At 73.2% G+C, this 26075-nt stretch carries 22 protein-coding genes; 13 read left to right on the top strand and 9 right to left on the bottom strand.

Annotated elements, in window-relative coordinates:
* Positions 1 to 113 precede the first annotated feature (113 nt).
* The gene (locus ACGFYP_RS20115; RefSeq protein ID WP_393494993.1) at positions 114 to 911 is read right to left on the bottom strand and encodes an esterase/lipase family protein; all 798 of its coding nucleotides are present in this window, start codon (positions 909 to 911) and stop codon (positions 114 to 116) included.
* A 296-nt stretch (positions 912 to 1207) separates the two neighbouring features.
* On the opposite strand from ACGFYP_RS20115, the gene ACGFYP_RS20110 reads away from it, so the two are divergent.
* Positions 1208 to 1615 carry a cobalamin B12-binding domain-containing protein gene (locus ACGFYP_RS20110; protein WP_361969006.1) on the top strand — a complete coding sequence of 136 codons (408 nt, stop codon included), beginning with the start codon at positions 1208 to 1210 and terminating at the stop codon, positions 1613 to 1615.
* 176 nt (positions 1616 to 1791) lie between these two features.
* Here ACGFYP_RS20110 and ACGFYP_RS20105 read toward each other — a convergent pair whose 3' ends face one another.
* Genes ACGFYP_RS20105 through ACGFYP_RS20095 form a run of 3 tightly spaced genes read right to left on the bottom strand, consistent with a single transcriptional unit; the run spans position 1792 to position 5143 of the window.
* Positions 1792 to 2061, bottom strand: coding sequence for a DUF6406 domain-containing protein (locus ACGFYP_RS20105; RefSeq protein ID WP_393494988.1), 270 nt, complete (start codon positions 2059 to 2061; stop codon positions 1792 to 1794).
* Positions 2062 to 2115: 54 nt separating this feature from the next.
* Entirely contained in the window at positions 2116 to 3738 is a 1623-nt protein-coding gene (locus ACGFYP_RS20100) for a DUF5691 domain-containing protein (RefSeq protein WP_393494985.1), read from the bottom strand.
* Between the two features lie 31 nt (positions 3739 to 3769).
* A complete protein-coding gene (locus tag ACGFYP_RS20095; RefSeq protein ID WP_393494982.1) occupies positions 3770 to 5143 on the bottom strand; it encodes an SWIM zinc finger family protein in 1374 nt (457 codons plus the stop codon).
* 142 nt (positions 5144 to 5285) lie between these two features.
* Here ACGFYP_RS20095 and ACGFYP_RS20090 point away from each other — a divergent pair, with 142 nt between their 5' ends.
* The 6 genes from ACGFYP_RS20090 to sucD all read left to right on the top strand — a co-directional run bounded on the left by ACGFYP_RS20090 (position 5286) and on the right by sucD (position 13109).
* On the top strand, positions 5286 to 5699 hold the full coding sequence (locus tag ACGFYP_RS20090) for a hypothetical protein (protein ID WP_393494979.1): 414 nt from the start codon (positions 5286 to 5288) through the stop codon (positions 5697 to 5699).
* Positions 5700 to 5810: 111 nt separating this feature from the next.
* Complete coding sequence (locus ACGFYP_RS20085; protein ID WP_393494976.1) at positions 5811 to 7001, top strand: AAA family ATPase; 1191 nt, start codon at positions 5811 to 5813, stop codon at positions 6999 to 7001.
* A complete protein-coding gene (locus ACGFYP_RS20080; RefSeq protein ID WP_393494973.1) occupies positions 6998 to 9409 on the top strand; it encodes a DUF5682 family protein in 2412 nt (803 codons plus the stop codon). Before ACGFYP_RS20085 ends, ACGFYP_RS20080 begins: the two co-directional genes overlap by 4 nt.
* Positions 9406 to 10626, top strand: coding sequence for a VWA domain-containing protein (locus ACGFYP_RS20075; protein ID WP_393494970.1), 1221 nt, complete (start codon positions 9406 to 9408; stop codon positions 10624 to 10626). The genes ACGFYP_RS20080 and ACGFYP_RS20075 overlap by 4 nt, the downstream gene beginning before the upstream one ends.
* Positions 10627 to 11026: 400 nt before the next feature.
* Positions 11027 to 12205 carry an ADP-forming succinate--CoA ligase subunit beta gene (sucC, locus tag ACGFYP_RS20070; RefSeq protein WP_393494967.1) on the top strand — a complete coding sequence of 393 codons (1179 nt, stop codon included), beginning with the start codon at positions 11027 to 11029 and terminating at the stop codon, positions 12203 to 12205.
* Positions 12206 to 12224: 19 nt separating this feature from the next.
* On the top strand, positions 12225 to 13109 hold the full coding sequence (gene sucD, locus ACGFYP_RS20065) for a succinate--CoA ligase subunit alpha (RefSeq protein WP_260229316.1): 885 nt from the start codon (positions 12225 to 12227) through the stop codon (positions 13107 to 13109).
* Positions 13110 to 13192: 83 nt separating this feature from the next.
* On the opposite strand, the gene ACGFYP_RS20060 is transcribed toward sucD, so the two are convergent.
* Positions 13193 to 14611 (bottom strand): sigma factor-like helix-turn-helix DNA-binding protein, encoded by a 1419-nt coding sequence (locus ACGFYP_RS20060; RefSeq protein ID WP_393494962.1) that lies wholly within the window; start codon positions 14609 to 14611, stop codon positions 13193 to 13195.
* A gap of 131 nt (positions 14612 to 14742) precedes the next feature.
* Here ACGFYP_RS20060 and ACGFYP_RS20055 point away from each other — a divergent pair, with 131 nt between their 5' ends.
* Positions 14743 to 16254: a DUF6350 family protein gene (locus ACGFYP_RS20055; protein WP_393494959.1), complete on the top strand. Its 1512-nt coding sequence runs from the start codon at positions 14743 to 14745 to the stop codon at positions 16252 to 16254.
* Between the two features lie 56 nt (positions 16255 to 16310).
* Here the strand turns inward: ACGFYP_RS20055 and ACGFYP_RS20050 are convergent, their stop codons facing one another.
* The gene (locus ACGFYP_RS20050) at positions 16311 to 17084 is read right to left on the bottom strand and encodes a hypothetical protein (RefSeq protein ID WP_393494956.1); all 774 of its coding nucleotides are present in this window, start codon (positions 17082 to 17084) and stop codon (positions 16311 to 16313) included.
* Positions 17085 to 17361: 277 nt separating this feature from the next.
* Here ACGFYP_RS20050 and purN point away from each other — a divergent pair, with 277 nt between their 5' ends.
* Together purN and purH are read left to right on the top strand one after the other, a co-directional pair.
* A complete protein-coding gene (gene purN / locus ACGFYP_RS20045) occupies positions 17362 to 17985 on the top strand; it encodes a phosphoribosylglycinamide formyltransferase (RefSeq protein WP_361968981.1) in 624 nt (207 codons plus the stop codon).
* A complete protein-coding gene (gene purH, locus ACGFYP_RS20040; RefSeq protein WP_393494953.1) occupies positions 17982 to 19550 on the top strand; it encodes a bifunctional phosphoribosylaminoimidazolecarboxamide formyltransferase/IMP cyclohydrolase in 1569 nt (522 codons plus the stop codon). The genes purN and purH overlap by 4 nt, the downstream gene beginning before the upstream one ends.
* Before the next feature lie 92 nt (positions 19551 to 19642).
* Here purH and ACGFYP_RS20035 read toward each other — a convergent pair whose 3' ends face one another.
* Together ACGFYP_RS20035 and ACGFYP_RS20030 are read right to left on the bottom strand one after the other, a co-directional pair.
* Positions 19643 to 21082 carry a protein kinase gene (locus tag ACGFYP_RS20035; RefSeq protein ID WP_393494950.1) on the bottom strand — a complete coding sequence of 480 codons (1440 nt, stop codon included), beginning with the start codon at positions 21080 to 21082 and terminating at the stop codon, positions 19643 to 19645.
* Positions 21079 to 21834, bottom strand: a complete 756-nt coding sequence (locus tag ACGFYP_RS20030; RefSeq protein ID WP_393494947.1) for an FHA domain-containing protein — start codon at positions 21832 to 21834, stop codon at positions 21079 to 21081. Before ACGFYP_RS20030 ends, ACGFYP_RS20035 begins: the two co-directional genes overlap by 4 nt.
* A 122-nt stretch (positions 21835 to 21956) precedes the next feature.
* On the opposite strand from ACGFYP_RS20030, the gene ACGFYP_RS20025 reads away from it, so the two are divergent.
* Complete coding sequence (locus ACGFYP_RS20025; RefSeq protein WP_393494945.1) at positions 21957 to 23423, top strand: DUF2079 domain-containing protein; 1467 nt, start codon at positions 21957 to 21959, stop codon at positions 23421 to 23423.
* A 100-nt stretch (positions 23424 to 23523) separates the two neighbouring features.
* On the opposite strand, the gene ACGFYP_RS20020 is transcribed toward ACGFYP_RS20025, so the two are convergent.
* Positions 23524 to 24105: a hypothetical protein gene (locus tag ACGFYP_RS20020; RefSeq protein WP_393494942.1), complete on the bottom strand. Its 582-nt coding sequence runs from the start codon at positions 24103 to 24105 to the stop codon at positions 23524 to 23526.
* Between the two features lie 264 nt (positions 24106 to 24369).
* Here ACGFYP_RS20020 and ACGFYP_RS20015 point away from each other — a divergent pair, with 264 nt between their 5' ends.
* Positions 24370 to 25230: a bifunctional methylenetetrahydrofolate dehydrogenase/methenyltetrahydrofolate cyclohydrolase gene (locus ACGFYP_RS20015; protein ID WP_361968975.1), complete on the top strand. Its 861-nt coding sequence runs from the start codon at positions 24370 to 24372 to the stop codon at positions 25228 to 25230.
* A 17-nt stretch (positions 25231 to 25247) separates the two neighbouring features.
* Positions 25248 to 25961: a DUF3017 domain-containing protein gene (locus tag ACGFYP_RS20010; RefSeq protein ID WP_393494937.1), complete on the top strand. Its 714-nt coding sequence runs from the start codon at positions 25248 to 25250 to the stop codon at positions 25959 to 25961.
* The last annotated feature ends 114 nt before the right edge of the window (positions 25962 to 26075 follow it).

Below are 26075 nucleotides of genomic sequence, written 5' to 3'. Positions count from 1 at the left end.
AATCGGCGGTGTTTCGGCGGCCTCGGGGAAGAGCTTTGGCTCTGTGTTCGAGGAACGTTCGAAGAACAGACCCCTTCTGGCGGGTCGTCAGACGTCGTGGATTCGCTCGCGACTCACGCCACGGAGGCGGCTCCGGGCTCGGCGGCTTCCGCGTCGTCGGCGTCGAGCGCCTCGCGGATCCCCGCCGCCACGGTCGGGTGCACCGGCAGGGCGAGATGGCCGATGCCGCTGACCCGGACGTTGTGCACCCGTAGATCGGGGTGGTCGAGCCGCGCCGTCTCCACCGGGACCATCACCTGGTCCAGATCGCTCCAGAAACTGACGCAGCGCGTCCGGCAGCCGGGGGCGGGCTCTGCGAGCTCCTGGAGCACGTCCGAGCCGGGGCGCATCTGGCGTACGAGGGGGTGGGCGCCGGCCCAGGGGGCGGCGGTGGTGCCGGCGTGCGGGGTGCCGAGCATGACGAGTGTGCGCACCCGCGCGTCGCCGCCGAGGCGCTGTACGTAATAACGGGCGATGAGGCCGCCCAGGCTGTGTCCGACGACGTCGACCTCGTGGTGGCCGGTGCGGGCGCAGAGCTCCTCGATGTGGCGGCCGAGGAGCTGGGCGGCGGCGCGCAGGTCGCAGGTGAGCGGAGAGTAGTTGAACGACTCGACGGGGTGACGGCCGTGGCGGACGAGGGAGCGGCGGAGCAGGACGAAGACGGAGCGGTTGTCGACGAAGCCGTGGAGGAGGACAACGGGCCGCCCGGTCCCGGGCCTGGGAGTGGCGCCGTCCTCACCGGGGGTGTCGGCCTCGGGGCGCTCGGCGACCATCCCGGAGGGGTAGAGGAGCAGGTGGCCGGTGAGGATCGCCAGCTCGAGGGCGTTGGCCTTGAGCGCTGTGGTGACCTTCGTGAGCCTGGTGAGCTCCATCGGCGACCTCCCGAACGGCACGCGGGCGCCGAACGGCAGTGCGGTGCGCCGTACGTCCGGACCGGCGGCTGCGGCCCGGACGTACGGCTACCCCGTAGCGGCTCCCTGTGCGCACGACCCTTTGCGGCTGGTGGGCCCAGGAGGAGGGCCCGGGAGGGTCCGGCGCAGAGCGAACATGTCCCACGTGTGATTTCCCCCTCGGAGTCCTCCGCGAAACGGCGGGGTGCGGGATGCTGGCGATAACGTTCGTTCACCTCCCCGGCAATGAAGCGCGGGGGTCGCATGTGGAGGCAGAGATGGGTGTGACCGGTCCGATCCGCGTGGTGGTGGCCAAGCCGGGTCTCGACGGCCACGATCGCGGGGCCAAGGTGATCGCGCGGGCGCTGCGCGACGCCGGCATGGAGGTCATCTACACGGGGCTGCACCAGACGCCCGAGCAGATCGTGGACACGGCGATCCAGGAGGACGCCGACGCGATCGGCCTGTCGATCCTCTCGGGCGCGCACAACACACTGTTCGTGAAGGTCCTGGAGCTGCTGAAGGAGCGCGACGCGGAGGACATCAAGGTCTTCGGCGGCGGCATCATCCCGGAGGCGGACATCGCGCCGCTGAAGGAGAAGGGCGTGGCGGAGATCTTCACACCGGGCGCGACGACGACATCCATCGTCGACTGGGTCAACGCCAACGTCCGCGTCGCCGCGTAGCCGGCCGACGCGGCCCCACTCCGCCCGGACCCAGGCCGGCTGCCCTTCGCTCGGCGGGCGTCGCAACCCGCCACCGGGCCGCGGGAGCGGAGCGTGGCCCGGGTGGTCCGGGTCCGGCAACGTCGGGCCGGCCTCGGTGCGGCACGACGATGCCCCCGCCGCCCTGCTGGGTGGTGTCAGTCGGTCCTCCGGAGACGGACGGACCACTCGCTCCTTCCCGCACTGTCGATCTCGGCGACGGTCCAGGTGCCGTTGGCCAGGGCGAACTCGGCTCCCAGGGGCAGGGTTCGTGGCCCGCTCGCGCCGCCCGGTGCATCGATGAAGAGCCTCACCTGGGCAGGCTGCCCCGCCCGCGCCGCAAGCGCTCCCACGCCCCCGACGGTGCCGAAGGGCAGCCGCATGATCTGACCTCCCCTGACCGTGAATTCGCGGTCGATTTCAGGCATTTCATTCCCCTGTCGAAGCGCTGAGTGCTGTCCCGGATGGATGACTGGGATGGATCAGTTCGGTGGGGGTGTGAGTTTCGGTGGGGGTGTGAGTTCGGTCTGCATCTGGGAGCGTAGGCGGAGGGTGGAGACCAGGCGTTGGAAGGCTTCCGACCAGTAGCCGCCGGCTCCTGGGGAGGCGTCTTCCGGTTCGGTGGTGAGGGCGGTCAGGGACTCCAGTTGGGGGGCTGCTTCCGGGGAGAGGCAGCGTTCAGCGAGGCCCATCACGCCGCTGAAGCTCCAGGGGTAGCTGCCCGCGTCCCGGGCGATGTCCAGGGCGTCGATCACCGCGCCGCCCAGCGGCGCCGACCAGGGCACCGTGCAGACGCCGAGGAGTTGGAAGGCCTCCGACAGGCCGTGTGCGGCGATGAACGAGGCGACCCAGAGGGCCCGTTCCTCGTCCGGGAGCGTCGACAGCAACTGGGCCCGCTCCGCGAGGGACGACGTGCCGGGGCCCGTCGCCGGTGGGGTGGCCGGGGAGCCGAGGAGCGCCCGTGACCAGTCGGCGTCCCGCTGGCGGACCGCCGCACGGCACCACGCCGCGTGCAGCTCGCCCGCCCACTCGTCCGCGACCGGAAGCGCCACGATCTCCTCGGGCGAGCGCCCCCCGAACCGCGCGGGCCAGCACGACAGCGGCGCCGAGTCGACGAGCCTGCCCAGCCACCAGGACCGCTCGCCCCGGCCCGTCGGCGGGGTGGCGACGACCCCGTCCCTTTGCATCCCGGCGTCGCACTCGTGCGGCGCCTCGACCACGATCGTCGCGGCCCCCTCCGTACGGTCCAGGGACACACAGGACGTCGCCCGGTCCGCCATGCGGCCGGCGAGCGCCGATCCGGGCAGGGCGGAGAGCAGTTCGGCGGCGGTCGAGCGGACGTTGCGGCTGCGGTCGGACAGGGCCTCCTCCAGGAACTCCTCGTCCGCGCCGGAGAGTCCGGCCCGCAGCGAATCCAGGAACATCAGCCGGTCCTCGGCGCGCTCCGCCGCCCAGGTCGAACGCAGCAGGGCCAGCGCGGCCGCCGGATCCTCGGTCCGTACGGCGGCCAGCAGAGCGACCCGCTCGGCGAACAGGCCCTCGTCCCACAGGACCTTGACCGCCTCGCCGTCCCGGGCGTCGGGCAGCGCGGCGCCGCTTCCCGCGCCGCGCAGGGCGAACTTCCAGTCCGGGTTGAGCCGGGCCAGCCACAGGCCGCGCGGCCCGGCGAGGGCGAGCGCCTGGGGCCGCAGGTCCGTACGGGCGCGGGCGGCGTCGAGCAGGGCGGGCAGCGCGGACGCCGGTGCCCGGTAGCCGTGTTCGTTGGCGGCGGCGAGCCACTGGGGGAGCAGCTCGGCGAGGTCGGGTGCGGCCCCGCGCCGCCCCCCGGACGGCGCGGGGGCGGCCCGACCCGCCAGGAGCCGGCCGAGCCGGTGGCGGGCGGCCTCCGGCAGTGGTCTGCGGTGGTCGTCCGGTGCGGGCTCGGGTGCCGGGGCCGCGGGCCCGGGCCGCAGGCCCGCCCTTCTCCGTACGGTGTGCAGCGCGGCGGCGTCGAGCAGGGCGACGGGAGCGCCGCCGGCCCCCGCGTCGGTGAGCGCGGGCAGCGTCGGCGGGCGGCGGTCCGTGCCGAGCAGCGCCGAAGTGACGAGTTCTTCCCAGGCGTCCATGGAGGCCTCCAGGCCGTCGTGCCGATCGAGGTCAGTGGAGCGGGACCGTCTCGCCCGGGGCGTCGGCCGACCAGGCGGCGAGCGGGGTGAACCCCCGGTGCCCGCACTCCCCGAAGACGGTCACAGGGCCGCCGCCCGAGAGCGCGACGAGCCGCCACAGGCCGGGCCGCCCGAGCGCGGCACCGCTCAGCGGCACCGCCTCGCCAGGGGCGGCGCCCGGCCCCGGTGACGCGTCGGCGAGCTGCCAGCCCTGCTCCGTCGGTATCGGTACGACGTCGGAGAGCGTCACCGGCCAGGAGTCCAGCCAGGGGTCCTCCCGCAGGGCGAGGCCGTAGGCCGTGAGCGCGTCGCCGACCGTGCCGCCCCTGGGCGGGGCTTCGAGCGGGGACGGGGCGGCGAACTGCTCACCCAGCTCCGCGCGGAGCGCCCCCGCGCCCGCGTGGAGGGTGAGCGCGGCGTCGACGACCACACCCACCGGCAGGGCCACTTGAGGCGCGCGGCCGACCGCCCCGAAGGAGAGGAGCAGCGCCGTGCGCCCGGTGTCCCGGCCGTGCAGCCAGATGCGGCGGGTCGTCAACTTGCCGTCCCCCGTGTCGTACTGGGCGAGGACCAGCCACCGGTCCCGCACCGAGGGGCCATCGGCGGGCGCGGTCAGGCCCACCCGGGTCCGTACGGTCGCGGCGAGCGGGCCCGGGAGGCGGTCGACGGAGAGCCAGGCCCGGTCGAGGAGATGCGTCAGCGCGCACTCCTCCAGGAGCCGGACCGGCCAGCCGGGCCCCGAGCCCGGTATCGCGCCCAACTCCCTGACCCGGCCCGCGAGTCCCGGCGCCTGGGCGTCGACCATGCGGGCAGCCGTCTCCTCCCACAGGCCGTACCCGGCCCCTTCCGCCGAGGCCAGGCCCCCGCGCAGCAGGTCGGCCAGGCGCTGCTCCAACTCCTCGGCGCCCGAGGTGATCCGGGCCGAGCGCCGCTCCGCCCTGCGCCGTGCGGCCTCGGGATCGGCGGTGGCCGCCGGTCCCGTCCCCTCCGTGCCGCGCGTGCGTGCGGCGGCGGCGCGCTCACGTCTGCCCGCCAGCCACGTCTCCGCCCAGTCGGGCACGTCGGCGCCCGCGGGGAAGGCCTCCGTGTCCCCGGCCCGGAGCAGCAGCAGCCCCAGCGCGTGCTTGCACGGGAACTTCCGGCTCGGGCAACTGCACGCATACGCCGGGCCCGTGGTGTCGACCACCGTCCGGTACGGCTTGCTGCCGCTGCCCCGGCACAGACCCCAGACGGCCCCCTCGCCGCCCGAGCCCGTGCCGGACCAGGGCCCGGCCGTGCCGAGCTTGCTTCCCGCCTTGCGCGAGGCGTCGTCAGGAGCCAGTGCCAGCACCTGATCCGCCGTCCAGCGCACCCCCTGTGTATCCATGTCCTCGACGGTAGGGGGCGCCACTGACAACGGATCTGACCTGCTCTTTCCAGGCCGGCGATCTGCCGCGGAAGACATTTGACTTTGCCTGCTCTTTACGATTGTCTGCCGTGGCCGACACCGACTCACGGGGGGACCCACCATGAAGCGCACCATCCGCACCGCCGTCGCGGCGCTCGCCGTCACCGGCCTGGCCTTCGGCCTCAGCGCCTGCTCCGAGGTCGCGGACAAGGCCGCCGACCAGGCCGACAAGGCCGTGAACGAGACCTACGAGGTCACGTACGAGGTCACCGGCAAGGGCATCGAGTCGATCCAGTTCCACGGCGGCAGCGGCTCGGCCATGGACCCGAAGCTGGAGACGGAGGCGAAGCCGACCACGCCGTGGAAGAAGACGGTGACGCTGAAGGGGATCATGCCGCCGGCCGTCATGCCGATGGCGCTCGACCCGGCCGACCTCACCTGCAAGGTCATCCACGAGGGCAAGGTCATCAAGGAGGCCAAGGGCCAGGAGGCGATGGCCGGAGGGTGCGTCGCGGTCTCCCCGATCGCCGGCTGACACCCCTACGCACCACCGGAGTTACCTCGCTGACCTGCGGCTACGGCCGAATGTCAGTGGCATGGTGCACGGTGGATCCCACATCAGGTCGAACGATCTGGAGGGGGATCCATGACCGTGTCCGAAACCATCGCGAGCGCCGTACCCGGTGCCGGAACCGGCACCGGGGCGGACGCCACCGCACTGCCCGCCCCGGCCGAGCCGAGCGGCCAGGACCTCGGCTCCGAGGCCCTGCGGCCGCACGCCGAACACGCCTTCGCGGACGAACTCAAGGCGCTCGCCGCCGCCGACGACCGGCCGCGGCCCGCCCGCTGGCAGCTGTCGCCGTGGGCCGTCGCCACCTACCTCCTCGGCGGGACGCTCCCCGACGGCACGGTGGTCACACCGAAGTACGTCGGACCGCGACGGATCGTCGAGGTCGCCGTCACCACACTCGCCACCGACCGGGCGCTGCTGCTGCTCGGCGTGCCCGGCACCGCCAAGACCTGGGTGTCCGAGCACCTCGCCGCCGCCGTCAGCGGCGACTCGACGCTGCTCGTGCAGGGCACGGCCGGGACACCGGAGGAGGCGATCCGGTACGGCTGGAACTACGCCAAGCTGCTCGCCCACGGCCCCAGCCGGGACGCGCTCGTGCCCAGCCCCGTCATGCGCGCCATGTCCGAGGGGCTGACCGCCCGCGTCGAGGAGCTCACCCGCATCCCCGCCGACGTGCAGGACACGCTGATCACGATCCTGTCGGAGAAGACCCTGCCGATTCCGGAGCTCGGGCAGGAGGTCCAGGCGGTACGGGGCTTCAACCTGATCGCGACCGCCAACGACCGCGACCGGGGGGTCAACGACCTCTCCAGCGCGCTGCGCCGCCGCTTCAACACGGTCGTGCTGCCGCTGCCCGCGACGCCTGAGGCGGAGGTCGACATCGTCGCGCGCCGCGTCGACCAGATCGGCCGCTCGCTGGACCTGCCGGCTGTTCCGGAGGGCGTGGAGGAGATCCGACGGGTGGTCACCGTCTTCCGCGAGCTGCGGGACGGGGTGACGGCGGACGGCCGTACCAAGCTCAAGTCCCCTTCGGGGACGCTGTCCACGGCCGAGGCGATCTCCGTCGTCACGGGCGGCCTGGCGCTCTCCGCCCACTTCGGCGACGGCGTCCTGCGCCCCGCCGACGTCGCCGCCGGCATCCTCGGCGCGGTCGTCCGCGACCCGGCGGCGGACCGTGTCATCTGGCAGGAGTACCTGGAGACGGTCGTCCGGGAGAGAGACGGCTGGAAGGACTTCTACCGCGCTTGCCGCGAGGTGAGCGCATGACGACCCGTTCGACCCGCCCGGAGCCTTCGACGCGCCCGGACCCTTCGACGCCCCCGGCGGCGCAGGCCCCGACCGCGACGCCGGCCCCGACCGCGACGCCGGCCCCGACCGCAGCCCCGGCCCCCACTACGCCGCCGGCCCGAGGACCCCTGTTTCTCGGGGTGCGGCATCACGGGCCCGGGTCCGCGCGGGCCGTGCTCGGGGCGTTGGAGGTGCGGCGGCCGGCCGTGGTGCTGGTCGAGGGGCCGCCCGAGGCCGACGGGATCCTGGCGCTCGCCGGGGACGACGGGATGCGGCCGCCGGTCGCGCTGCTCGGGCACGCCGTGGACGACCCGGGGCGCGCCGCGTTCTGGCCCTTCGCCGAGTTCTCGCCCGAGTGGGTGGCGATCCGCTGGGCCCTCGCCCACGGCTCCGCCGTCCGGTTCATCGACCTCCCCGCCACCCACACCCTCGCCGCCACCGACCCCACCTGGGGCGACGGCGAGGAGGACGAGGCCGACCAGGGCCTGCGCATCGACCCGATCGCCGAGCTCGCCCGTGCCGCCGGGTACGACGACCCCGAGCGCTGGTGGGAGGACGCGGTCGAACTGCGGGGCGCCGCCGACCCCGTCGCCCCGTTCGAGGCGCTCGCCGAGGCCATGGGCGCCCTGCGCGAGACGTACGGCCACGGCGGCCACGCCCGCGACCTCGTCCGCGAGGCGTACATGCGGCTCCAACTGCGCGCCGCACGCAAGGAGTTCGGTGACAACGGCGTCGCCGTCGTCTGCGGCGCCTGGCACGTCCCCGCGCTGACCCGTGCGACGACCGCCACCGCCGACCGCGCCCTGCTCAAGGGCCTGCCCAAGGTGAAGACCGAGATGACGTGGGTGCCCTGGACCCACCGCCGCCTCGCCCGCCGCTCCGGCTACGGCGCCGGTATCGACGCCCCCGGCTGGTACGGACACCTCTTCGCCACCCAGGACCGCCCGATCGAGCGCTGGATGACGAAGGTCGCGGGGCTCCTCAGGGACGAGGACACGTTCGTCTCCTCCGCCCATGTCATCGAGGCCGTCCGCCTCGCGGAGACCCTCGCTGCGATGCGCGGCCGACCGCTCGCCGGGCTCGTCGAGACCACCGACGCCGTACGCGCCGTGATGTGCGACGGCTCCGACGTCCCGCTGGACCTCGTGCGCGACCGCCTCGTCGTCGGAGACGTCCTCGGCGAGGTCCCCGAAGACGCCCCCGCCGTACCCCTCCAGCGCGACCTCGCCAAGCTCCAGCGCAGCCTGCGCCTCAAGCCGGAGGCGCAGGAGCGGGAGCTCGAACTCGACCTGCGCAAGGAGAACGACGCCGCCCGCAGCCGCCTCCTCCACCGGCTGCGGCTGCTCGCCGTCGAGTGGGGCGCGCCCGTCGCCGGTCGCGGCAGCACCGGCACCTTCCGCGAGACCTGGCGGTTGCGCTGGCAGCCCGAACTGCACGTCCGGGTCGCCGAGGCCGGAGTCTGGGGCACCACCGTCGGCTCAGCCGCCGTCGCCAAGGCCGAGGCCCGTGCCCAGGAGGCGACCGCGCTCGCCGACGTCACCGCGCTCGCCGAGCAGTGCCTGCTCGCCGGACTCGGCGCCGCCCTCCCCGTCGTCATGACCGCCCTCGCCGACCGTGCCGCGCTCGACACCGACGTGGCCCACCTCGCCCAGGCCCTTCCCGCGCTCGCCCGCTCGCTGCGCTACGGAGACGTCCGCGCCACCGACACCACCGCGCTCGGCGAGGTCGCGGCCGGGCTCGCCGAGCGGATCTGCGTCGGCCTGCCCCCGGCCTGCACCGGCCTCGACACCGACGCCGCCGCCGAGATGCGCGGCCACCTCGACGCCGTCCACGGCGCGCTCCCCCTGCTCCCCGACGCCACGGGGACGACCGAGCGGTGGACCGGTGTCCTGCGCGGGCTCGCCGCCCGTGACACCGTGCCGGGCACCATCCGGGGCCGGGCCGCCCGACTCCTCCTCGACGAGGGCCGGCTCGTCGAGGAGGAGGCCGCGCGGCTCATGGGCCTCGCCCTCTCGCCCGGCACCCCGCCCGCCGACGCCGCCGCCTGGATCGAGGGCTTCGTCGGCGGCGCCTCCGGCGGAGGCATGCTCCTCGTCCACGACGAACGGCTGCTCGCCCTCGTCGACGCCTGGCTGACCGGCGTCACGGCCGACGCGTTCACCGACGTCCTGCCGCTGCTGCGCCGCACGTTCTCCGCGTACGAACCGGGTGTGCGCCGCACCCTGGGCGAGCTGGTCGCCCGCGGTCCGGCCGCCTCCGCCGCGAGCCGTACGGACGCCGTCGCACCCGGCTTCGGTACCGCGCTCGACGAGGAGCGGGCCGACGGCGTCCTGCCGGTGCTCGAACTGATTCTGGGAGAGATCGACCTCGTGGGGGCGGACCGATGAGCGTGACGACCGACAGCACCGCCCCGGGCGGAGCCGGGCACGACGAACGGCTGCGGCGCTGGCGCATGGTGCTCGGCGGCGGCGAGGCCGACGGCACCGGCTGCTCCCTCGCCGGCACGGACGCCGCCATGGACGGAGCCCTGACCGCGCTCTACGGACGGGGCGACGCACGGGGCGACGGCCGCGCCGACCACCGCACCGCACGCGACCGGTCCGCCGGGCTCGGCGCCTCCGCGCCCTCCGTCGCCCGCTGGCTCGGCGACATCAGGACGTACTTCCCCAGCTCCGTCGTCCAGGTCATGCAGCGCGACGCCATCGACCGCCTCGGGCTCTCCACCCTGCTCCTGGAGCCCGAGATGCTGGAGGCCGTCGAGGCCGACGTCCATCTCGTCGGCACGCTCCTCTCCCTCAACAAGGCCATGCCCGAGACGACCAAGGAGACGGCCCGCGCGGTCGTCCGCAAGGTCGTCGACGACCTGGAGAAGCGCCTCGCCACCCGCACCCGGGCCACCCTCACCGGCGCGCTCGACCGCTCCGCCCGGATCAGCCGCCCGCGCCACCGGGACATCGACTGGAACCGCACGATCCGCGCCAACCTCAAGAACTACCTGCCCGAGTACCGCACGGTCGTCCCCGAGCGCCTCATCGGCTACGGCCGCGCCGCCCAGTCGGTCAAGAAGGACGTCGTCCTCTGCATCGACCAGTCCGGCTCCATGGCCGCCTCCGTCGTCTACGCCTCCGTGTTCGGCGCCGTCCTCGCCTCCATGCGGGCGATCGCGACCCGGCTCGTCGTCTTCGACACGGCCGTCGTCGACCTGACCGACCAGCTCGACGACCCGGTCGACGTCCTCTTCGGTACGCAGCTCGGCGGCGGCACCGACATCAACCGCGCCCTCGCGTACTGCCAGTCCCGGATCACCCGCCCGGCCGACACCGTCGTCGTCCTCATCAGCGACCTCTACGAAGGGGGCATACGCGACGAGATGCTGAAGCGGGTCGCCGCGATGAAGGCGTCCGGGGTGCAGTTCGTCGCCCTGCTGGCACTCTCCGACGAGGGCGCCCCCGCCTACGACCGCGAGCACGCCGCGGCCCTCGCCGCCCTCGGCGCGCCGGCCTTCGCCTGCACCCCCGACCTCTTCCCCGAGGTGATGGCGGCGGCGATCGAGAAGCGCCCCCTGCCCGTGCCGGACACGGCCGGGGGAGTGCGGAATCCGTAGCCCCGTGGGTCAGGAATCCGTAGCCGCGGCACCACCCGGGTGGACGCGCCCGGGCGGACTGAGGCCCATATCACAGCACGGCCGTCCGGTCCCTCACTTCAGGGCCGGGCGGGTCGTGAGGCAGCCGGAGCCCAGTTCCCACCTGTGCCGAGAGCGTCGAGGTCACCGGCCCGCGCCCCCACGGGCCGCCCCCGCACCCCTACGGTCTGTGACCCGTATCACCGCTCCGGTGTGACCTGCGATTTAGGGACCAACGTCCTGCGGGGATAACCTGCGGGACGGACATGCCGCGTCCACGGACACCGTGTACGCCTCCCTTGTGACAGCGCAGTCACGTTGCCCTCCGCGGCACGCCCACGCAGACAACGAACCGCGATCATCAGAAAAGGGACGGACGCGCGTGGACCTGTTCGAGTACCAGGCGAGGGACCTCTTCGCCAAGCACGGAGTACCGGTGCTGGCCGGTGAAGTCATCGACACGCCTGAGGCCGCGCGCGCCGCGACCGAGCGCCTCGGCGGCAAGTCCGTCGTCAAGGCCCAGGTGAAGGTCGGCGGCCGCGGCAAGGCCGGCGGCGTGAAGCTGGCGGCCGACGCGGACGAGGCCGTCGCCCGCGCGACCGACATCCTCGGGATGGACATCAAGGGCCACACGGTCCACAAGGTGATGATCGCCGAGCTGTCCCCGGAGATCGAGGCGGAGTACTACGTCTCGTACCTCCTCGACCGCACCAACCGCACCTTCCTCGCGATGGCGTCGGTGCAGGGCGGCATGGACATCGAGGAGGTCGCGGAGAAGACCCCCGAGGCCCTCGCGAAGGTCCCGGTCAACGCCGTCGAAGGCGTGAGCATCGAGAAGGCCCGCGAGATCGTGGCCCTGGCGAAGTTCCCGGCCGACGTGGCCGAGGGTGTCGCCGAGGCGATGGTGACCCTGTGGAAGACCTTCGTCGCCGAGGACGCGCTCCTCGTCGAGGTCAACCCGCTGGTGAAGACCAAGGACGGCCGCATCCTGGCCCTGGACGGCAAGGTGTCTCTCGACGAGAACGCCGACTTCCGTCAGCCGGAGCACGAGGCGCTCGAGGACAAGGCCGCAGCCAACCCGCTCGAGGCTGCTGCCAAGGCCAAGGGCCTCAACTACGTCAAGCTGGACGGCGAGGTCGGCATCATCGGCAACGGTGCAGGGCTGGTCATGTCGACCCTGGACGTCGTCGCGTACGCCGGTGAGAACCACGGCGGCGTGAAGCCGGCCAACTTCCTCGACATCGGTGGCGGCGCCTCCGCCGAGGTCATGGCGAACGGCCTGGAGATCATCCTGGGCGACCCGGACGTCAAGTCCGTGTTCGTCAACGTCTTCGGTGGCATCACCGCCTGTGACGAGGTCGCCAACGGCATCGTCCAGGCGCTGGAGCTCCTCGCCTCCAAGGGCGAAGAGGTCACCAAGCCGCTGGTCGTGCGCCTCGACGGCAACAACGCGGAGCTGGGTCGCAAGATCCTGTCGGACGCGAACCACCCGCTCGTGCAGCGTGTGGACACCATGGACGGCGCGGCCGACAAGGCCGCCGAGCTCGCGGCTGCGAAGTAAGGGACGAGGTCAGAACACCATGGCTATCTTCCTGACCAAGGACAGCAAGGTCATCGTCCAGGGCATGACCGGTGCCACGGGCATGAAGCACACCAAGCTCATGCTGGGTGACGGCACCAACATCGTCGGTGGCGTCAACCCGCGCAAGGCCGGCACGTCCGTCGACTTCGACGGCACCGAGGTCCCGGTCTTCGGCTCCGTCGCCGAGGCGATGGAGAAGACGGGCGCCAACGTCTCCGTCCTCTTCGTCCCGCCGGCCTTCGCCAAGGCCGCCGTGGTCGAGGCGATCGACGCCGAGATCCCGCTCGCCGTCGTCATCACCGAGGGCATCGCCGTCCACGACTCCGCCGCCTTCTGGGCGTACGCGCAGTCGAAGGGCAACAAGACCCGCATCATCGGCCCGAACTGCCCCGGTCTCATCACCCCGGGCCAGTCCAACGCCGGCATCATCCCGGGCGACATCACGAAGCCGGGCCGCATCGGCCTGGTCTCGAAGTCCGGCACGCTGACGTACCAGATGATGTACGAGCTCCGTGACATCGGCTTCTCGTCCGCCGTCGGCATCGGTGGCGACCCGGTCATCGGCACCACGCACATCGACGCCCTCGCGGCGTTCGAGGCCGACCCCGACACCGACCTGATCGTCATGATCGGCGAGATCGGCGGCGACGCCGAGGAGCGTGCGGCGGACTTCATCGCGAAGAACGTCACCAAGCCGGTCGTCGGCTACGTCGCGGGCTTCACCGCGCCCGAGGGCAAGACCATGGGCCACGCCGGCGCCATCGTCTCCGGCTCCTCCGGCACCGCCCAGGCGAAGAAGGAGGCCCTCGAGGCCGCCGGCGTCAAGGTCGGCAAGACGCCGACCGAGACGGCCAAGCTGGCGCGCGCGATCCTCGCGGGCTGAAGCAGCGTCCGAACCGCACAGGTGGGCCCCGCCCCTCCCGGGAAACCGGGCGGGGGCGGGGCCCACTCGCGTACGCCCGCGGGTCAGTGCGGGTCGGGGATCAGCCGTTCCGGGCCGGGGTGGGGCTGGGAGCGGAGGGTGTCGCGCAGCTCCACGTCCTGCGGGGTCAGCTTCTGCGAGCCACCGCGCACCGGCACGCCGTTGACCGTCTCGCCGGGGTGGTTCACCGGTAGGTACTGCGTCGGCGCGGTCGCGACCGTGAAGGCCGTCACCGCGATGAGCGCCGCCGTCGCCCCGAGCACCGCGCGCGTCCACATCCGCGCGCGCCGCTCGCTGCCCGTCCGTACCGTCCGGGCCTCCGCGAGCGTCGCCGTCGGGGCCTCCGCGACCAGCGCGCCGAGCCGCCGGTGGAGGGCGTCGGGGTCGGCCAGCTCGGGGACGCGCTCCCCGATGACGGTACGGGCGTGCAGCAGGCGGTTGGCGGCGGCGGGGGTGCTCGCCTCCGTCTCGGCCGCCGTGTCGGGCAGGTCGAGGCCGAGCCCGTCGTAGAGCAGGATGGTCCGGCGGTACGGCGGGGGCAGTTCGAGCAGCGCCGCGAGCAGGTTCCGCCGCCCGGCCTCGGTCGGCGGGGCGTCCGGGTGCTTGTGGGTGCGGCGCAGCCGGTGCCAGGGGGAGAGCGCGTACTCGTACGCCGCCGCCCGCACCCAGCCCACCGGGTCCCGGTCGACCGCGACCTCGGGCCAGTGCTGCCAGGCGTGGTGGAAGGCGTGCTCGACGGACTCCCGGGAGAGTCGGCGGCGACCGGTGAGCAGGTACGTCTGGTGGACGAGACCGGGCGCGGCGTGCGCGTAGAGGGCGTCGAAGGCCTCTTCCGGGGTGAGCGAGTGCTCGGCCGGCTCCGCGGGGGCCGGGGGCTCTGCGGAGACCAGGGCGTCTGCCGAGACCGGGGGCTCGGCGAGGGCCGAGGGTTCTGCGGTGGCCCGAGGCTCGGCGGAGACCGGGGGCGCTGCCGGGGCGGGCTTCTGGGACGGCCGCTTCGGGGCGGGCGCGGGCGCGGCCTCCACCGGTTTCAGCTTCTCCAGGGGCTGCTGGGCGGCCGGGGCGCCCGCACGGACGGCGCGCGGTCCCTTCCGACCTGCGCCGGAACCGGAACTCGAGCCGGCTCCGGAGCCGGATCCGAGGCCCAGGGCGGCCGCCGCGGGGGCCTTCGGCGGCTTCGCCGCGCGCTTGGTCGCGGACCTCGGGCGAGTGTTCGCGGAGGGCGGCTCGGAGGGCGGGGAGGGCGTGGTGGCGGGCGCGGGCGGCGTAGGGGCGGGGGCGCCCTCGTCCTCGTACGCGCCGATCAGCTTCGCGTACGCCTCCTGCTTGCGCCCGCGTGGTGTGGTGCGGCCGGTCTCCCACGACCGGACGGTGGCCCGCGTGACGCCCATGGCCTCGGCGACCTGGTCCTCGCTCAGTCCCTTGGCCTCGCGCAGTCTGCGCCGCTCCTTGGGGGAGGGCATGCTCCGGTTCATCGCCGACGACCTCCCGCAAGGCAGCTCCGGGCGGAAAAGTACATAAACGTATCTTGAGCGACACAACGGCGTTTTGCCTGTTACGCGAGAAAAGCGCGTGTCGTTGGCAGCATGGGCGCGTGACCCATCTGACCGAGCACACCCCCTCGTTGCAGGCCGAACCACTGGTCCAGGGCGGCCGGTCCGCGGCCCTGGCGACCGCGTTCGTGCGCGGTGGGGTCGCGGCGGGGCTCGGGCTCGGGGCGCTGGCGGTCCTGGTGACGGCGGCGTGGATCAGCTCGCCGTACCCCGACAGCGGTCCCGGCGAGGCGCTGCACACGGCCGCGGGGCTGTGGCTGCTCGCCCACGGGGTGGACCTGATCCGAACGGAGACCCTCATGGGCGGGCACGCGCCGCTCGGTGTCGCCCCGCTGCTGCTCATGGCGCTGCCGGTCTGGCTCGTGCACAGGACCGCGCGGGACACCCTGGAGCCGTACGTCGAGGAGTCGACGGCCCGGGCGGGGCTCTCCGTGGGCGGTGGCACCGGCGCGGCGGCCGCGACGGCGGCCGTGTGCGGCGGGTATCTGCTGGTCGCGGCCGGTGTCGTGCTCTACACGGCGAGCGGTCCGCTCCCGGCCGACCTGCTGACCGCCGGTCTGTGGCTGCCCGCGACGGTGGCCGCCTCCGCCGGTCTCGGCGCGTGGACGGCGGCAAGACGGCCGCTCCCGCGACAGGAACATGCGGCCGTGGCCCTGCGTTCGGTGGCGCCGGCGCTCGTGGCCCTGCTCGCCGGCGGGGCGGCCGTGTTCGGGGCCTCGCTGGTCTGGCACGCGGGCGCGGCGCAGGAGTCGTTCGCGGGGCTCGCGGGGGAGTGGTCGGGGCGCGTGTCGGTCCTGCTCCTGGCCGCCGCGCTGGTGCCGAACGCCGCGGTGTGGGGGGCCTCGTACGGCCTCGGGCCCGGCTTCGCGATCGGTACGGGCGCCTCGGCCACCCCGCTGGGCCTCACCGGCACCACGGCCGCACCGCCTTTCCCGCTCCTGGCGGCGCTGCCCGGCGAGGGCCCGGGCGGCTGGGCGCACTGGGCCACCGCGACGGTCCCGCTCGTGGCGGCCGTGATCCTCGGCGTGGGCGTGGGCCGGTCGGCGCGGGCCTGGACGGGCAAGGAGGCGGCGCTGACCGCCCTGATCGGCGCCTGGGTGTGCGGGGCGGCGACGGCCCTCCTCGCGGGGGCCGCCGGAGGGCCCCTGGGCTCGGGGCGGCTCTCGGTGTTCGGCCCGGTGTGGTGGCAGACCGGGGCGGCGGCGGTGCTGTGGTGCGCGGCGGTGGGGGTGCCGGTGGCGCTGGGCGTACGGGCCTGGGGCCTGCGCGGCACGAAGCCGGTGCCCGAGCCGACGGCGACGCCTCAGGCCGAGGCCCACGCCCACACCCCCGCCCAGGTTCCGGTACGGGCTCCCGACCCCGTACCGCTCCCCGGCGGCGCGGACACGGACGTGGACGGGGACGGGAGCGAAGACCAGGAAGAGGTCGCGTACGACGAGGCCGCCTTCGAGTCGTACGACTTCCTCCCGGCGGCCTGGGAACCGTCCCTACCGCCCCCGCCCCCGCTCCCGCTCCCGCTGCCGCCGTCCCCGGAGCCCGGCGACGACGCGTAGGCGAGCGTCGGGCCCCGGGCGTCCTGCGCCCGCCTCCGTAACTCCCGCTACTCCCGCTATTCCCGTACGCCGAAGATGTCCCGCAGGGGCTCCGGCAGCAGCTCGTTGCAGGCCAGCTGGCCGGACTTGGTCAGGGCGTCATCCGCGCAGGTGTAGAAGTCGCGGTAGACGAGCTGGATGGTGAAGCTGCCCGCGACGATCAGCAGCGAGAGCGCCGCCGCGATCAGACCGCTCACCGCAGCCGTGCGCTGCGTACGGGCGGCCAGGTTGGACCCCGTCCGGGCGGGCGGCTGCGCGGCCGACGGGCCCGACCCCTGCGCCTGGCCAGGGCCCCATCCCTGCCCCTGGAGCTGCCCCGGGACCTGGCTGGGCGCCTGGCCCTGCCCCTGCCCCTGCGCCGGAGTCTGCGCCTTCGGCTTGGCACGGAGTGCGCTGATCGCCCAGTACAGACCCAGGGCGCCCAGGAGCAGCGCCAGCTCCTGGATCTCGAAGAGGGCGAAGAAGAAGGCCCACATGCCCGCGAGCAGCGAGTACCGCGCCCGCCGCTGCATCGGGTCCGTGGGGTCCCACTTGGGTCCCGGCCCCTGGCCCTGCCCGTCGGGACCGGAGGGGCGCTCCGGGCGGCGGCCGAAACCGTCGGAGGAGCGGCCCGGCTGGCGGCTGCTCCAGCGGCCGCCGGAGCGGCCGGAGCCGTCGGCGGGTCCGGACGGCCCGGACGACGCGTCGTCGTCCGAGCCCTCCGGCCGCCGCGGCTGCCACGGCTGGTCCGGCTGCCCCTCGGGCGGCGGCGCGAACGGATTGTTGTCGTCCGTGGACTGGCGTTCCGGCATCTGCTGAACGTCTTCCCTCTGTCGTCGCAACTGCTGTCTCAACTGCCGTCTCAACTACCGGCCGAACCACGGGTTCGGCCACAGGTTCAACTACGGGCTCGGTTACGGGCTCGACTGTCGTGAACCCGACGCTACCCCCCGGCCACGCCCCCGTCCCGTGGGGGCCTTCCCGTGTGCCGGTATCGTTGCTGACGGTCGGGCCCTTCGTAGGGTTCCCCGTATCCAGAGGCACGATTCGTTCGTGCGACCGTACAAACACCACGGAAAGAGTGACCCTGTGGCCGCCGCCCGCCTCGTCGTCCTGGTCTCCGGCTCCGGCACCAACCTCCAGGCCCTGCTCGACGCGATCGCCGCCGACCCCGAGGGCCCCGAGGGATACGGCGCCCAGATCGTCGCCGTCGGCGCCGACCGCGACAACATCGCCGGTCTTGAGCGGGCCGAGCGTGCCGGGCTGCCCACCTTCGTGTGCAAGGTGAAGGACCACGCGACCCGCGAGGAGTGGGACCGCGCCCTGACCGAGGCCACCGCCGCGTACGAGCCCGACCTCGTCGTCTCGGCCGGCTTCATGAAGATCGTCGGCAAGGAGTTCCTCGCCCGCTTCGGCGGTCGGGTCGTCAACACCCACCCGGCGCTGCTGCCCAGTTTTCCCGGTGCCCATGGAGTGCGGGACGCACTCGCGTACGGCGCGAAGGTCACCGGATGCACCGTCCACTTCGTCGACGACGGCGTCGACACCGGCCCGATCATCGCCCAGGGCGTGGTCGAGGTCCGGGACGAGGACGATGAAGCCGCTCTCCATGAGCGCATCAAGGAAGTCGAGCGCTCGCTGCTCGTCGAGGTCGTGGGGCGTCTGGCCCGGCACGGCTACCGCATTGAGGGACGAAAGGTAACAATCCCGTGACCGCCGAAGGTACGAAGCGCCCCATCCGCCGCGCACTCGTCAGCGTCTACGACAAGACCGGCCTTGAGGAGCTGGCCCGCGGCCTGCACGAGGCGGGTGTCGCCCTCGTCTCCACCGGCTCCACCGCCTCGAAGATCGCCGCGGCCGGCGTCCCGGTCACCAAGGTCGAGGAGCTCACCGGCTTCCCCGAGTGCCTGGACGGCCGGGTGAAGACCCTGCACCCGCGCGTGCACGCCGGAATCCTCGCCGACCTGCGTCTGGAGGACCACCGCAACCAGCTCGCCGAGCTGGGCGTCGAGCCCTTCGACCTGGTGATCGTCAACCTGTACCCGTTCAAGGAGACCGTGGCCTCCGGCGCCACCCCGGACGAGTGCGTCGAGCAGATCGACATCGGCGGCCCGTCGATGGTCCGCGCCGCGGCCAAGAACCACCCGTCCGTGGCGGTCGTCACCAGCCCGGAGCGGTACGCCGACGTCCTCGCGGCGGCGCAGGGCGGCGGCTTCGACCTGACCGCGCGCAAGCGCCTCGCGGCCGAGGCCTTCCAGCACACCGCCGCGTACGACGTGGCGGTCGCCTCCTGGTTCACCGACAGCTACGCGGCCGACGAGGACGCGGAGCTGCCGGAGTTCCTCGGCAAGACCTGGGAGCGCAAGTCCTCCCTGCGGTACGGCGAGAACCCGCACCAGAGCGCCGCGCTCTACACCGACGGTCTGCGCGGTGGACTCGCCAACGCCGAGCAGCTGCACGGCAAGGAGATGTCCTTCAACAACTACGTGGACACCGAGGCGGCCCGGCGCGCGGCCTTCGACCACGACGAGCCCTGTGTCGCGATCATCAAGCACGCCAACCCGTGCGGCATCGCGCTCGGCGAGGACGTCGCGGAGGCGCACCGCAAGGCGCACGCCTGCGACCCGCTGTCGGCGTTCGGCGGCGTCATCGCCGTGAACCGTCCGGTGTCCGTCGCGATGGCCGAGCAGGTCGCGGAGATCTTCACCGAGGTCATCGCGGCTCCGGACTTCGAGGAGGGCGCGGTCGAGATCCTGGCGCGGAAGAAGAACATCCGCGTCCTGAAGGTCGACGGCTACCCGGCCGCGATGATCGACGACATCAAGCCCATCTCCGGTGGCGCGGTCGTCCAGCACCTCGACCTCTTCCAGGCGGAGGGCGACGACCCGGCGAACTGGACGCTCGCCACGGGTGACGCGCTGTCGGCGGAGGAGCTGGCCGAGCTCGCCTTCGCGTGGAAGGCCTGCCGCGCGGTGAAGTCCAACGCGATCCTGCTCGCGAAGGGCGGCGCCTCGGTCGGCGTCGGCATGGGCCAGGTCAACCGCGTCGACTCCGCGAAGCTCGCGGTCGAGCGTGCGGGCGAGGAGCGGGCGCGTGGCGCGTACGCGGCCTCGGACGCCTTCTTCCCGTTCCCTGACGGCCTGGAGATCCTCACGGCGGCGGGCATCAAGGCGGTCGTGCAGCCGGGCGGCTCGGTCCGTGACGAGCAGGTCATCGAGGCCGCGAAGAACGCCGGCGTGACGATGTACCTCACGGGCACGCGCCACTTCTTCCACTGACGGTCCGTCGGAACGAACATGGCCCAGGGGTCCGCCGGTATCGACCGGCGGGCCCCTGGGGCGTTTCCTGGGCGGTTTCCTGGGCGGTCGCATCAGACGGCGCAGGTCTTGGCCCAGGTGTGGGACAGGACGGGCGAGCCCGGTGGCAGGTCGACGCGCCGGCCCCGCTCGACGCAGCCGAGCCGCTCCCGCAGGCCCGGCTGCGCGAAGTAGGTGACGTATTCGTAGCCGTCCGGGTCGGGGCCGCCGTTGTTGAAGATCGAGCGGGGGCGGGCGGTGTCCGCCCAGGAGCAGTCGGTCCTGCCGTCGAACCAGTCGGTGTCGTCGCCCTCCCACGCGCACACCTCGCCACCGCCGTTCGCCGCAGAGAAGAAGCACACCGAGCGCGGCGCGCAGCGCTCGTATCCCGTGGCCCGCTGGGTGGTCGGCTGCGTCGTACGGGCGGAGCTCACCGTCGTCGGACCGGGCCGCGCGGTCGACGGCGGGTCACCGTCGGGCAGGAACGCCACCCCGAGGGCCGTGACGGCCAGGGCGAGCGCGCCCGCCGCCGCGACCAGCGGGCCCCGTCGTCCGGTGCGCCCGCCGCGCGGCAGACGGCCCGCCGCCGCCTCGCGTACGCGGGGGAGCAGGGATGTCGCGTCGTGGGCGGCGCGCTCCTCGTGCGTACGGCTCAGACAGTCCGCGACGATCTCCCGCCAGGGCTCCGGGAGCGCGGGGGAGAGGCGCAGCTCCTCCTCACCGCGCGCGTAGCGCAGGGCCGCGTCGCGGCGGGCGGTCGGGGTGCCGCCGGGGAGCGGGGAGGCGCCCGTGAGGACCAGGTGGACGAGGACGCCGAAGGCCCAGATGTCGGAGCTCGGGCGGATCCGCATGCCCCGGTCGCCGACGTCCGACCAGAGCAGCTCCGGCGGCGTGTAGTCGGGCGTGGCGAAACCGGGGGCGTACGCGTGCGTGCCCTCCAGCTCGCTCGCCGTGCTGAAGTCCCCGAGCCGTACGCCCCCGTCCTTCATCAGCAGCACGTTCCCCGGCTTGAGGTCCCCGTGCACCCAGCCCGCCTCGTGCAGCTGGCGCAGGCCCTCGCAGACCTGGACGAGCAGCAGGGGACCGGCGGCGGGTGGCGTGGTCCCGGACAGCAGCGCCTGGAGGGGGCGCTCCGCCTCCTCCAGTACGAGGACGGTGGCGCCGTCCAGCTCCGGGTGGTCCGGGTCGTCGACCGTCAGCGTCTCGTACAGCCGGATCAGACGCGGCGAACGCAGCCGGCGCAGCAGCTCCACCTCGCGCTCGGCCAGCTCGCGGAGGTGGCGCAGCTGGCGCGGGGTGTGGGTGCCGGTCGGGAGGAACTTGAGCGCCGCTCTCTCGGGTAGATCCGGCAGCGCCGCTCTCTCGGGTAGGCCCGGCAGGTCCGCCCTGCCCTTCAGGTCGGTGCGGCGGGCCGCGTACACGCTCGCGAACGCCCCGGACCCCAGCGTCCGTCCGACCGTCCAGTCGCCGATCCGGTACCCCTCCGGAACGGTCAGCGGGCCCGTCGGGCTCATCGGGCGGGCGCCGGTGTCGCCGTCGCCAGGGTCGCGAGGTCGTCCTCCCTGACGAGGTCGAAGCGGAGGGCGAGCGAGACCAGGGACTCCTTCTTGCCGTTGAGCCGGGGGCCCGTGTCGGCCGTGTCGGGGCCGGGCTTGAGCCGTAGCTTCACCGCCAGGTAGTCGATGTTCCACTGCACGGAGGCCCGGTTCACGGCTGGCCAGCGGGGGCGCAGCCGGTCCACGATCTGCTCGACCGTCGGCAGCGGCGCGTGCGGGGCGCCCCGGAGCCGTTCCTCGCAGAGCGCCGCGAGGACGAGGAAGTACCGCTTCGAGCGGTCGAGCGGGAAGGCGAGCGCGGTCGGCTCGCCGTCCTCGACGGCCGGCGCGTGTTCGACGTAGTCGTGGCGCGGCGCCCACACGCTGAAATCGAGCAGTTCACCGCCCGCGGGCAGCACGACCCGCGAGAATTCGAACGGCACCGGCGCGTCCACCCGACCCGGCGCCACCTTGATGTGTTCTCCCGCACCCTCCGGGTTCTCCACGACGTACGTCGAGGAGCGGCTGAAGTTGCTCAGCGACCAGTAGCTGCCCGTCGCCGCGATCTCACCCGCCGTACGGGACACCCCGGCGTGCGGGAGCTCCAGATGGCGCCGGGCCCCGGCCGGGCACGCGCGCGTGCGCCCGAAGTGGAGCCGCTCGCCGGGGGCCAGCCTGACCTGCTGTCCGGGAGGTGCTGTCGGTGCGGGCACCACGATGATGCTGTACATGGCGCTTCCTTTCCCCGAGGTACTGCGCGGCGGCCAGGCTAGGGAGGCGCGATAAACGAAAGCAGAACGTCGCTCTGGTCTAATGGGTTGCTCTTTTGTCGGCGGCTCTAGGTGGGGGCGCGGTGTTGGATGTACAGAACGGTCTGAAGAAGGGGGTGCCGGCCCAGGCCACCGCCCCCGAGACGGAGCGGTCCGGGCCTGTCCGCGGTGACCTCGCCGAGGCGCCGCTGCGCCCGTACGCCCTGGTGGCGGGCGTGCTCTGCGCGCTCTACTTCCTCTACTCCTGGGTCCAGTACGCGCACTTCCGCACGCCCTCGTGGGACCTCGGGATCTTCAACCAGTCCGTCCGCGCCTACGCCGAGTTCCGGGCCCCGATCGTCGACATCAAGGGCCCCGGCTTTTTGATACTCGGGGACCACTTCAGTCCCGTGACGGCGCTCCTCGCACCCCTGTACTGGATCTGGTCCTCCCCGCTCGCCCTCCTCTTCGCGCAGGCCGCGCTCTTCGCCGCCTCCGCCGTCGTCGTCGGCCGCACCGCCCACCAGGTGCTCGGCAGCCGCGCCGCCGGCCTCGGGCTCACCGTCGCCTACGGCCTGTCCTGGGGCCTCCAGGAAGCGGTCAAGTCCGACTTCCACGAGATCGCCTTCGCCGTCCCGCTGCTCGCCCTGACCTGCCGCGCCCTGCTCCTCGGGCGCTGGACCGCCGCCGCCGTCTGGTCCGCGCCCCTGGTCCTGGTCAAGGAGGACATGGGGCTCACCGTCGCCATGGTCGGCGCCGTCCTCTTCCTGAAGGGCCAGAAGCGGCTCGGCGCGGCCCTGGCCGCCTTCGGCACCGCGTTCTTCGCCCTCACGGTCCTGGTCCTGATCCCGGCGGCGAGCCGGGTCGGCCAGTACGACTACTGGGCCAAGATCGAGAAGTCGAACGAGGGCGCCGACGTCTCCTTCGTACAGGTGCTGCTCGGCTCGCTCGGATCCGACGTGAAGTGGGAGATGGTCTTCTTCCTCGTCGGCATCACCGGCTTCCTGGCGCTGCGCTCCCCGCTGATGCTGCTCGTGCTGCCGACGCTCGGCTGGCGCTTCCTCTCCCAGGACCCGAACCACTGGGGGATGATCTGGCACTACAGCGCCATCCTGATGCCGATCGTCTTCCTCGCCCTGGTCGACGCGGTCCGCGCCGTCCGCACCTCGCCGCGCGCCTGGCTCGTGGCGTACGGAAAGGTCGTCGTCCCGGTCGTCACGGCCGTCGCGATCGTCCTCGCCCTCGACCTGCCGCTGCGGGAGCTGCTGCGCTCGGAGACGTACCGTACGGACGCCCGGACGCTGGAGGCCCGGCAGGCGGTCGACGCGGTGCCCACGGGGGCCAGCGTCGAGACGAACGTGCCGCTCATGGCGCACCTCACGGCCGACCGCACGGTCTACTGGGTGGGCGGGGCGAAGGGCGTCAGCCCGGACTACCTCGCCCTCGACATCTCCTCGGGCTGGTCCCAGCCGGTGACGGACCCGGTGCAGCTGGCGTCCCAGCTGCACCCGGAGGCGCGGTACGAGGTATCGGCGCGGGCCGGGCAGTTCGTGGTGCTCAAGCGGAGCTGATCGAAGGCGCGCATGCCGAAGGGGCGCATGAAGGCGCGCATGCCGAAGGGCCCGGTTCCGAGAACGGAACCGGGCCCTTCGGCGTGACGCGTGCAGTCGATCAGTACTGCTGCTTCTGCCGGTTGAACCAGGCCGCGCCGTCCGCCTTCGCCACGAAGACGATGATCAGGATGCCGAGCACGAGGCTGATGACGCCCGCGGGCAGCGAGAAGATGCTGAACAGCACCATGAACGAGCCGTAGACGATGGTGCAGACGCGAACGCCGCTGCCGCCCGACTTGAACTTGGCCGCGAGCACCATGCCCAGGGCGCCGACGATCGCCGAGAAGATGCCGACGCCGATCAGCAGGCCCTGGCCCAGGTCGGCGAACGCGTCGGCCTCGGCCGACGTGGCGCCGGACTTCGACAGCTCGCTCTCGAGCGTGAACGAGATGGCGATGACCGCGAGCGCGCCGATCACGTTGAGGCTGCTCAGGATCCACAGGATCACGCGGGCCGACTTCACGCCGCCCGGCATCTCCATGACGGCACCCGGGTAGCCACCCGCGCCGTACGGCTGCTGGATCGGGGGAGCCTGCGGGTAGCCGTAGCCGGGCTGCTGGCCCTGCTGCTGGGGGTAGCCGTAGCCCGGCTGCTGACCCTGCGGCTGGCCGTAGGGGTTGTTCGGTTCGCCGAAGCTCATCGCGGGATTCCTCCGTTGGTCTTGCGGGGACGACGCGGCCCGCGCGGAGGAACTTTCACAATATGAGCGGTTCGCCCCCCGGCACTGCCCGCGGCACTTCGCCGTTATCGTCGTCGCACCGTCGACTTTTTGTCCAGTCGGTACGCAGGGCGTTGTGCGAGTGCAACTTTCCCCGAACCCTTCCTTCCGCCTCCGCGCCGTCCGCGCGGAGCCGAAGCGGAGGCGAATTGGAACTAGCGAGGGGTCATCCGGGAGGATGGGCCCATGAGCGCCCAGATTCTCGATGGCAAGGCCACCGCAGCCGCGATCAAGACCGAACTGGCCGTCCGCGTGGCGGCCCTGAAGGAGCAGGGCGTCACGCCCGGCCTCGGCACGATCCTGGTCGGCGACGACCCGGGCAGTCAGAAGTACGTCGCGGGCAAGCACCGCGACTGCGCGCAGGTCGGCATCGCCTCGATCCAGCGCGAACTGCCCGCGACCGCCACGCAGGAGGAGATCGAGGCGGTCGTACGGGAGCTCAACGAGGACCCCGCCTGCACCGGGTACATCGTGCAGCTCCCGCTGCCCAAGGGGATCGACGAGAACCGCGTCCTGGAGCTGATGGACCCGGCCAAGGACGCCGACGGTCTGCACCCGACGAACCTGGGCCGACTCGTACTGAACGAGCCGGCGCCGCTGCCGTGCACCCCGAACGGCATCATCACCCTGTTGCGCGGCCACGGCGTGGAGATCAACGGCGCGGAGGTCGTGGTCGTCGGGCGCGGTGTCACGATCGGCCGCCCGATGCCGCTGCTGCTCACGCGGCGCTCGGAGAACGCGACGGTGACGCAGTGCCACACGGGCACGCGCGACCTGTCCTCGCACCTGCGGCGGGCGGACATCATCGTCGCGGCGGCGGGCGTGCCGCACCTGATCAAGCCGGAGGACGTGAAGGCGGGGGCGGCCGTCCTGGACGTCGGCGTCTCGCGCGACGGCGAGGGCAAGATCGTCGGTGACGTGCACCCGGGGGTGACCGAGGTCGCGGGCTGGATCTCCCCGAACCCCGGCGGCGTGGGCCCGATGACCCGCGCGCAGCTGCTCGTCAACGTCGTCGAGGCCGCCGAGCGCGCGGCCGCGGCCCTCTGACGATGACGTCGCGGGTGGTGGGGGGCGACACACCGGGCGCCGAGGGCGCCGACGGTGCCGAGGGTGCCGAGGGGGTCGCGCCGCCTGGCGCGGGCTCCGGCAGCGGCTCCGGCGCGGGCTCCGGCGCGGAGGGTGCTCCGGGCGGGTCCTCGGACGCCGAGGGCGCCGAGGGCGCCGAGGGCGTCGAGGGCGCCGAGGGCGTCGACGGTACGGAGGCGGGTACGGACGCCGGTACGGCGGCCGACTCCGACAGCCGTACGGAATCCGGTTCCGACTCCCGTACGGAGTCTCGTACGGACTCGGCGGCCGGTGCCGGTGCCGCCGCCGCGCCCGTGCGTAAGCGGCGGCCCCCGTCGCTCACGACCGACACCGCGCGCCCCGAAGGGGGCGGGCGGGCCGCCGCCGGGGACGCTTCGGCCCCCGCGCGCCAGTGGCCGCTGCTGACCGTGCTCGGGCTCGCCGTGCTCGGGCTGCTGATCGTCGGGACCGATCTCTTCCCGCAGTCGTTCCGGGTCGGGACGATGCTCGTCGGCGTCGCGCTGCTCGTCGGCGCGGGGCTGCGGCGCGCGCTGCCGTCGGTCGGCATGCTCGCCGTACGGTCGCGGTTCACCGACATGGTCACGTACGGGGTCATGGGCGGGCTCATCGTGCTGCTCGCGCTCATGGTGCAGCCGGATCCCTGGCTGAAGATCCCGTTCCTGGAGGACATCCTCCATCTGACGATCACTTAGGGACCGGCGCCCGTCCCCTCCCCCGAGGGAGGACGGGCGCCGTCCTCATGAGGGTCATGTACGTGCCAACGATGGTTCAAGGGCCGTCCGTGCGTTGTGGCACGGAAGTGACCA

Source organism: Streptomyces sp. NPDC048370 (assembly GCF_043200825.1).
Taxonomy (GTDB): domain Bacteria; phylum Actinomycetota; class Actinomycetes; order Streptomycetales; family Streptomycetaceae; genus Streptomyces.
This window is presented reverse-complemented; position numbering and strand designations above follow the sequence as displayed.

What these genes read in the sequence shown, in the direction of transcription:
- ACGFYP_RS20115 (WP_393494993.1), bottom strand. Translation starts at nt 911, where the DNA reads ATGGAGCTCACCAGGCTCACGAAGGTCACCACAGCGCTCAAGGCCAAC.
- ACGFYP_RS20110 (WP_361969006.1), top strand. Translation starts at nt 1,208, where the DNA reads ATGGGTGTGACCGGTCCGATCCGCGTGGTGGTGGCCAAGCCGGGTCTC.
- ACGFYP_RS20105 (WP_393494988.1), bottom strand. Translation starts at nt 2,061, where the DNA reads ATGCCTGAAATCGACCGCGAATTCACGGTCAGGGGAGGTCAGATCATG.
- ACGFYP_RS20100 (WP_393494985.1), bottom strand. Translation starts at nt 3,738, where the DNA reads ATGGACGCCTGGGAAGAACTCGTCACTTCGGCGCTGCTCGGCACGGAC.
- ACGFYP_RS20095 (WP_393494982.1), bottom strand. Translation starts at nt 5,143, where the DNA reads ATGGATACACAGGGGGTGCGCTGGACGGCGGATCAGGTGCTGGCACTG.
- ACGFYP_RS20090 (WP_393494979.1), top strand. Translation starts at nt 5,286, where the DNA reads ATGAAGCGCACCATCCGCACCGCCGTCGCGGCGCTCGCCGTCACCGGC.
- ACGFYP_RS20085 (WP_393494976.1), top strand. Translation starts at nt 5,811, where the DNA reads ATGACCGTGTCCGAAACCATCGCGAGCGCCGTACCCGGTGCCGGAACC.
- ACGFYP_RS20080 (WP_393494973.1), top strand. Translation starts at nt 6,998, where the DNA reads ATGACGACCCGTTCGACCCGCCCGGAGCCTTCGACGCGCCCGGACCCT.
- ACGFYP_RS20075 (WP_393494970.1), top strand. Translation starts at nt 9,406, where the DNA reads ATGAGCGTGACGACCGACAGCACCGCCCCGGGCGGAGCCGGGCACGAC.
- sucD (WP_260229316.1), top strand. Translation starts at nt 12,225, where the DNA reads ATGGCTATCTTCCTGACCAAGGACAGCAAGGTCATCGTCCAGGGCATG.
- ACGFYP_RS20060 (WP_393494962.1), bottom strand. Translation starts at nt 14,611, where the DNA reads ATGCCCTCCCCCAAGGAGCGGCGCAGACTGCGCGAGGCCAAGGGACTG.
- ACGFYP_RS20050 (WP_393494956.1), bottom strand. Translation starts at nt 17,084, where the DNA reads ATGCCGGAACGCCAGTCCACGGACGACAACAATCCGTTCGCGCCGCCG.
- ACGFYP_RS20035 (WP_393494950.1), bottom strand. Translation starts at nt 21,082, where the DNA reads ATGAGCCCGACGGGCCCGCTGACCGTTCCGGAGGGGTACCGGATCGGC.
- ACGFYP_RS20030 (WP_393494947.1), bottom strand. Translation starts at nt 21,834, where the DNA reads ATGTACAGCATCATCGTGGTGCCCGCACCGACAGCACCTCCCGGACAG.
- ACGFYP_RS20020 (WP_393494942.1), bottom strand. Translation starts at nt 24,105, where the DNA reads ATGAGCTTCGGCGAACCGAACAACCCCTACGGCCAGCCGCAGGGTCAG.
- ACGFYP_RS20015 (WP_361968975.1), top strand. Translation starts at nt 24,370, where the DNA reads ATGAGCGCCCAGATTCTCGATGGCAAGGCCACCGCAGCCGCGATCAAG.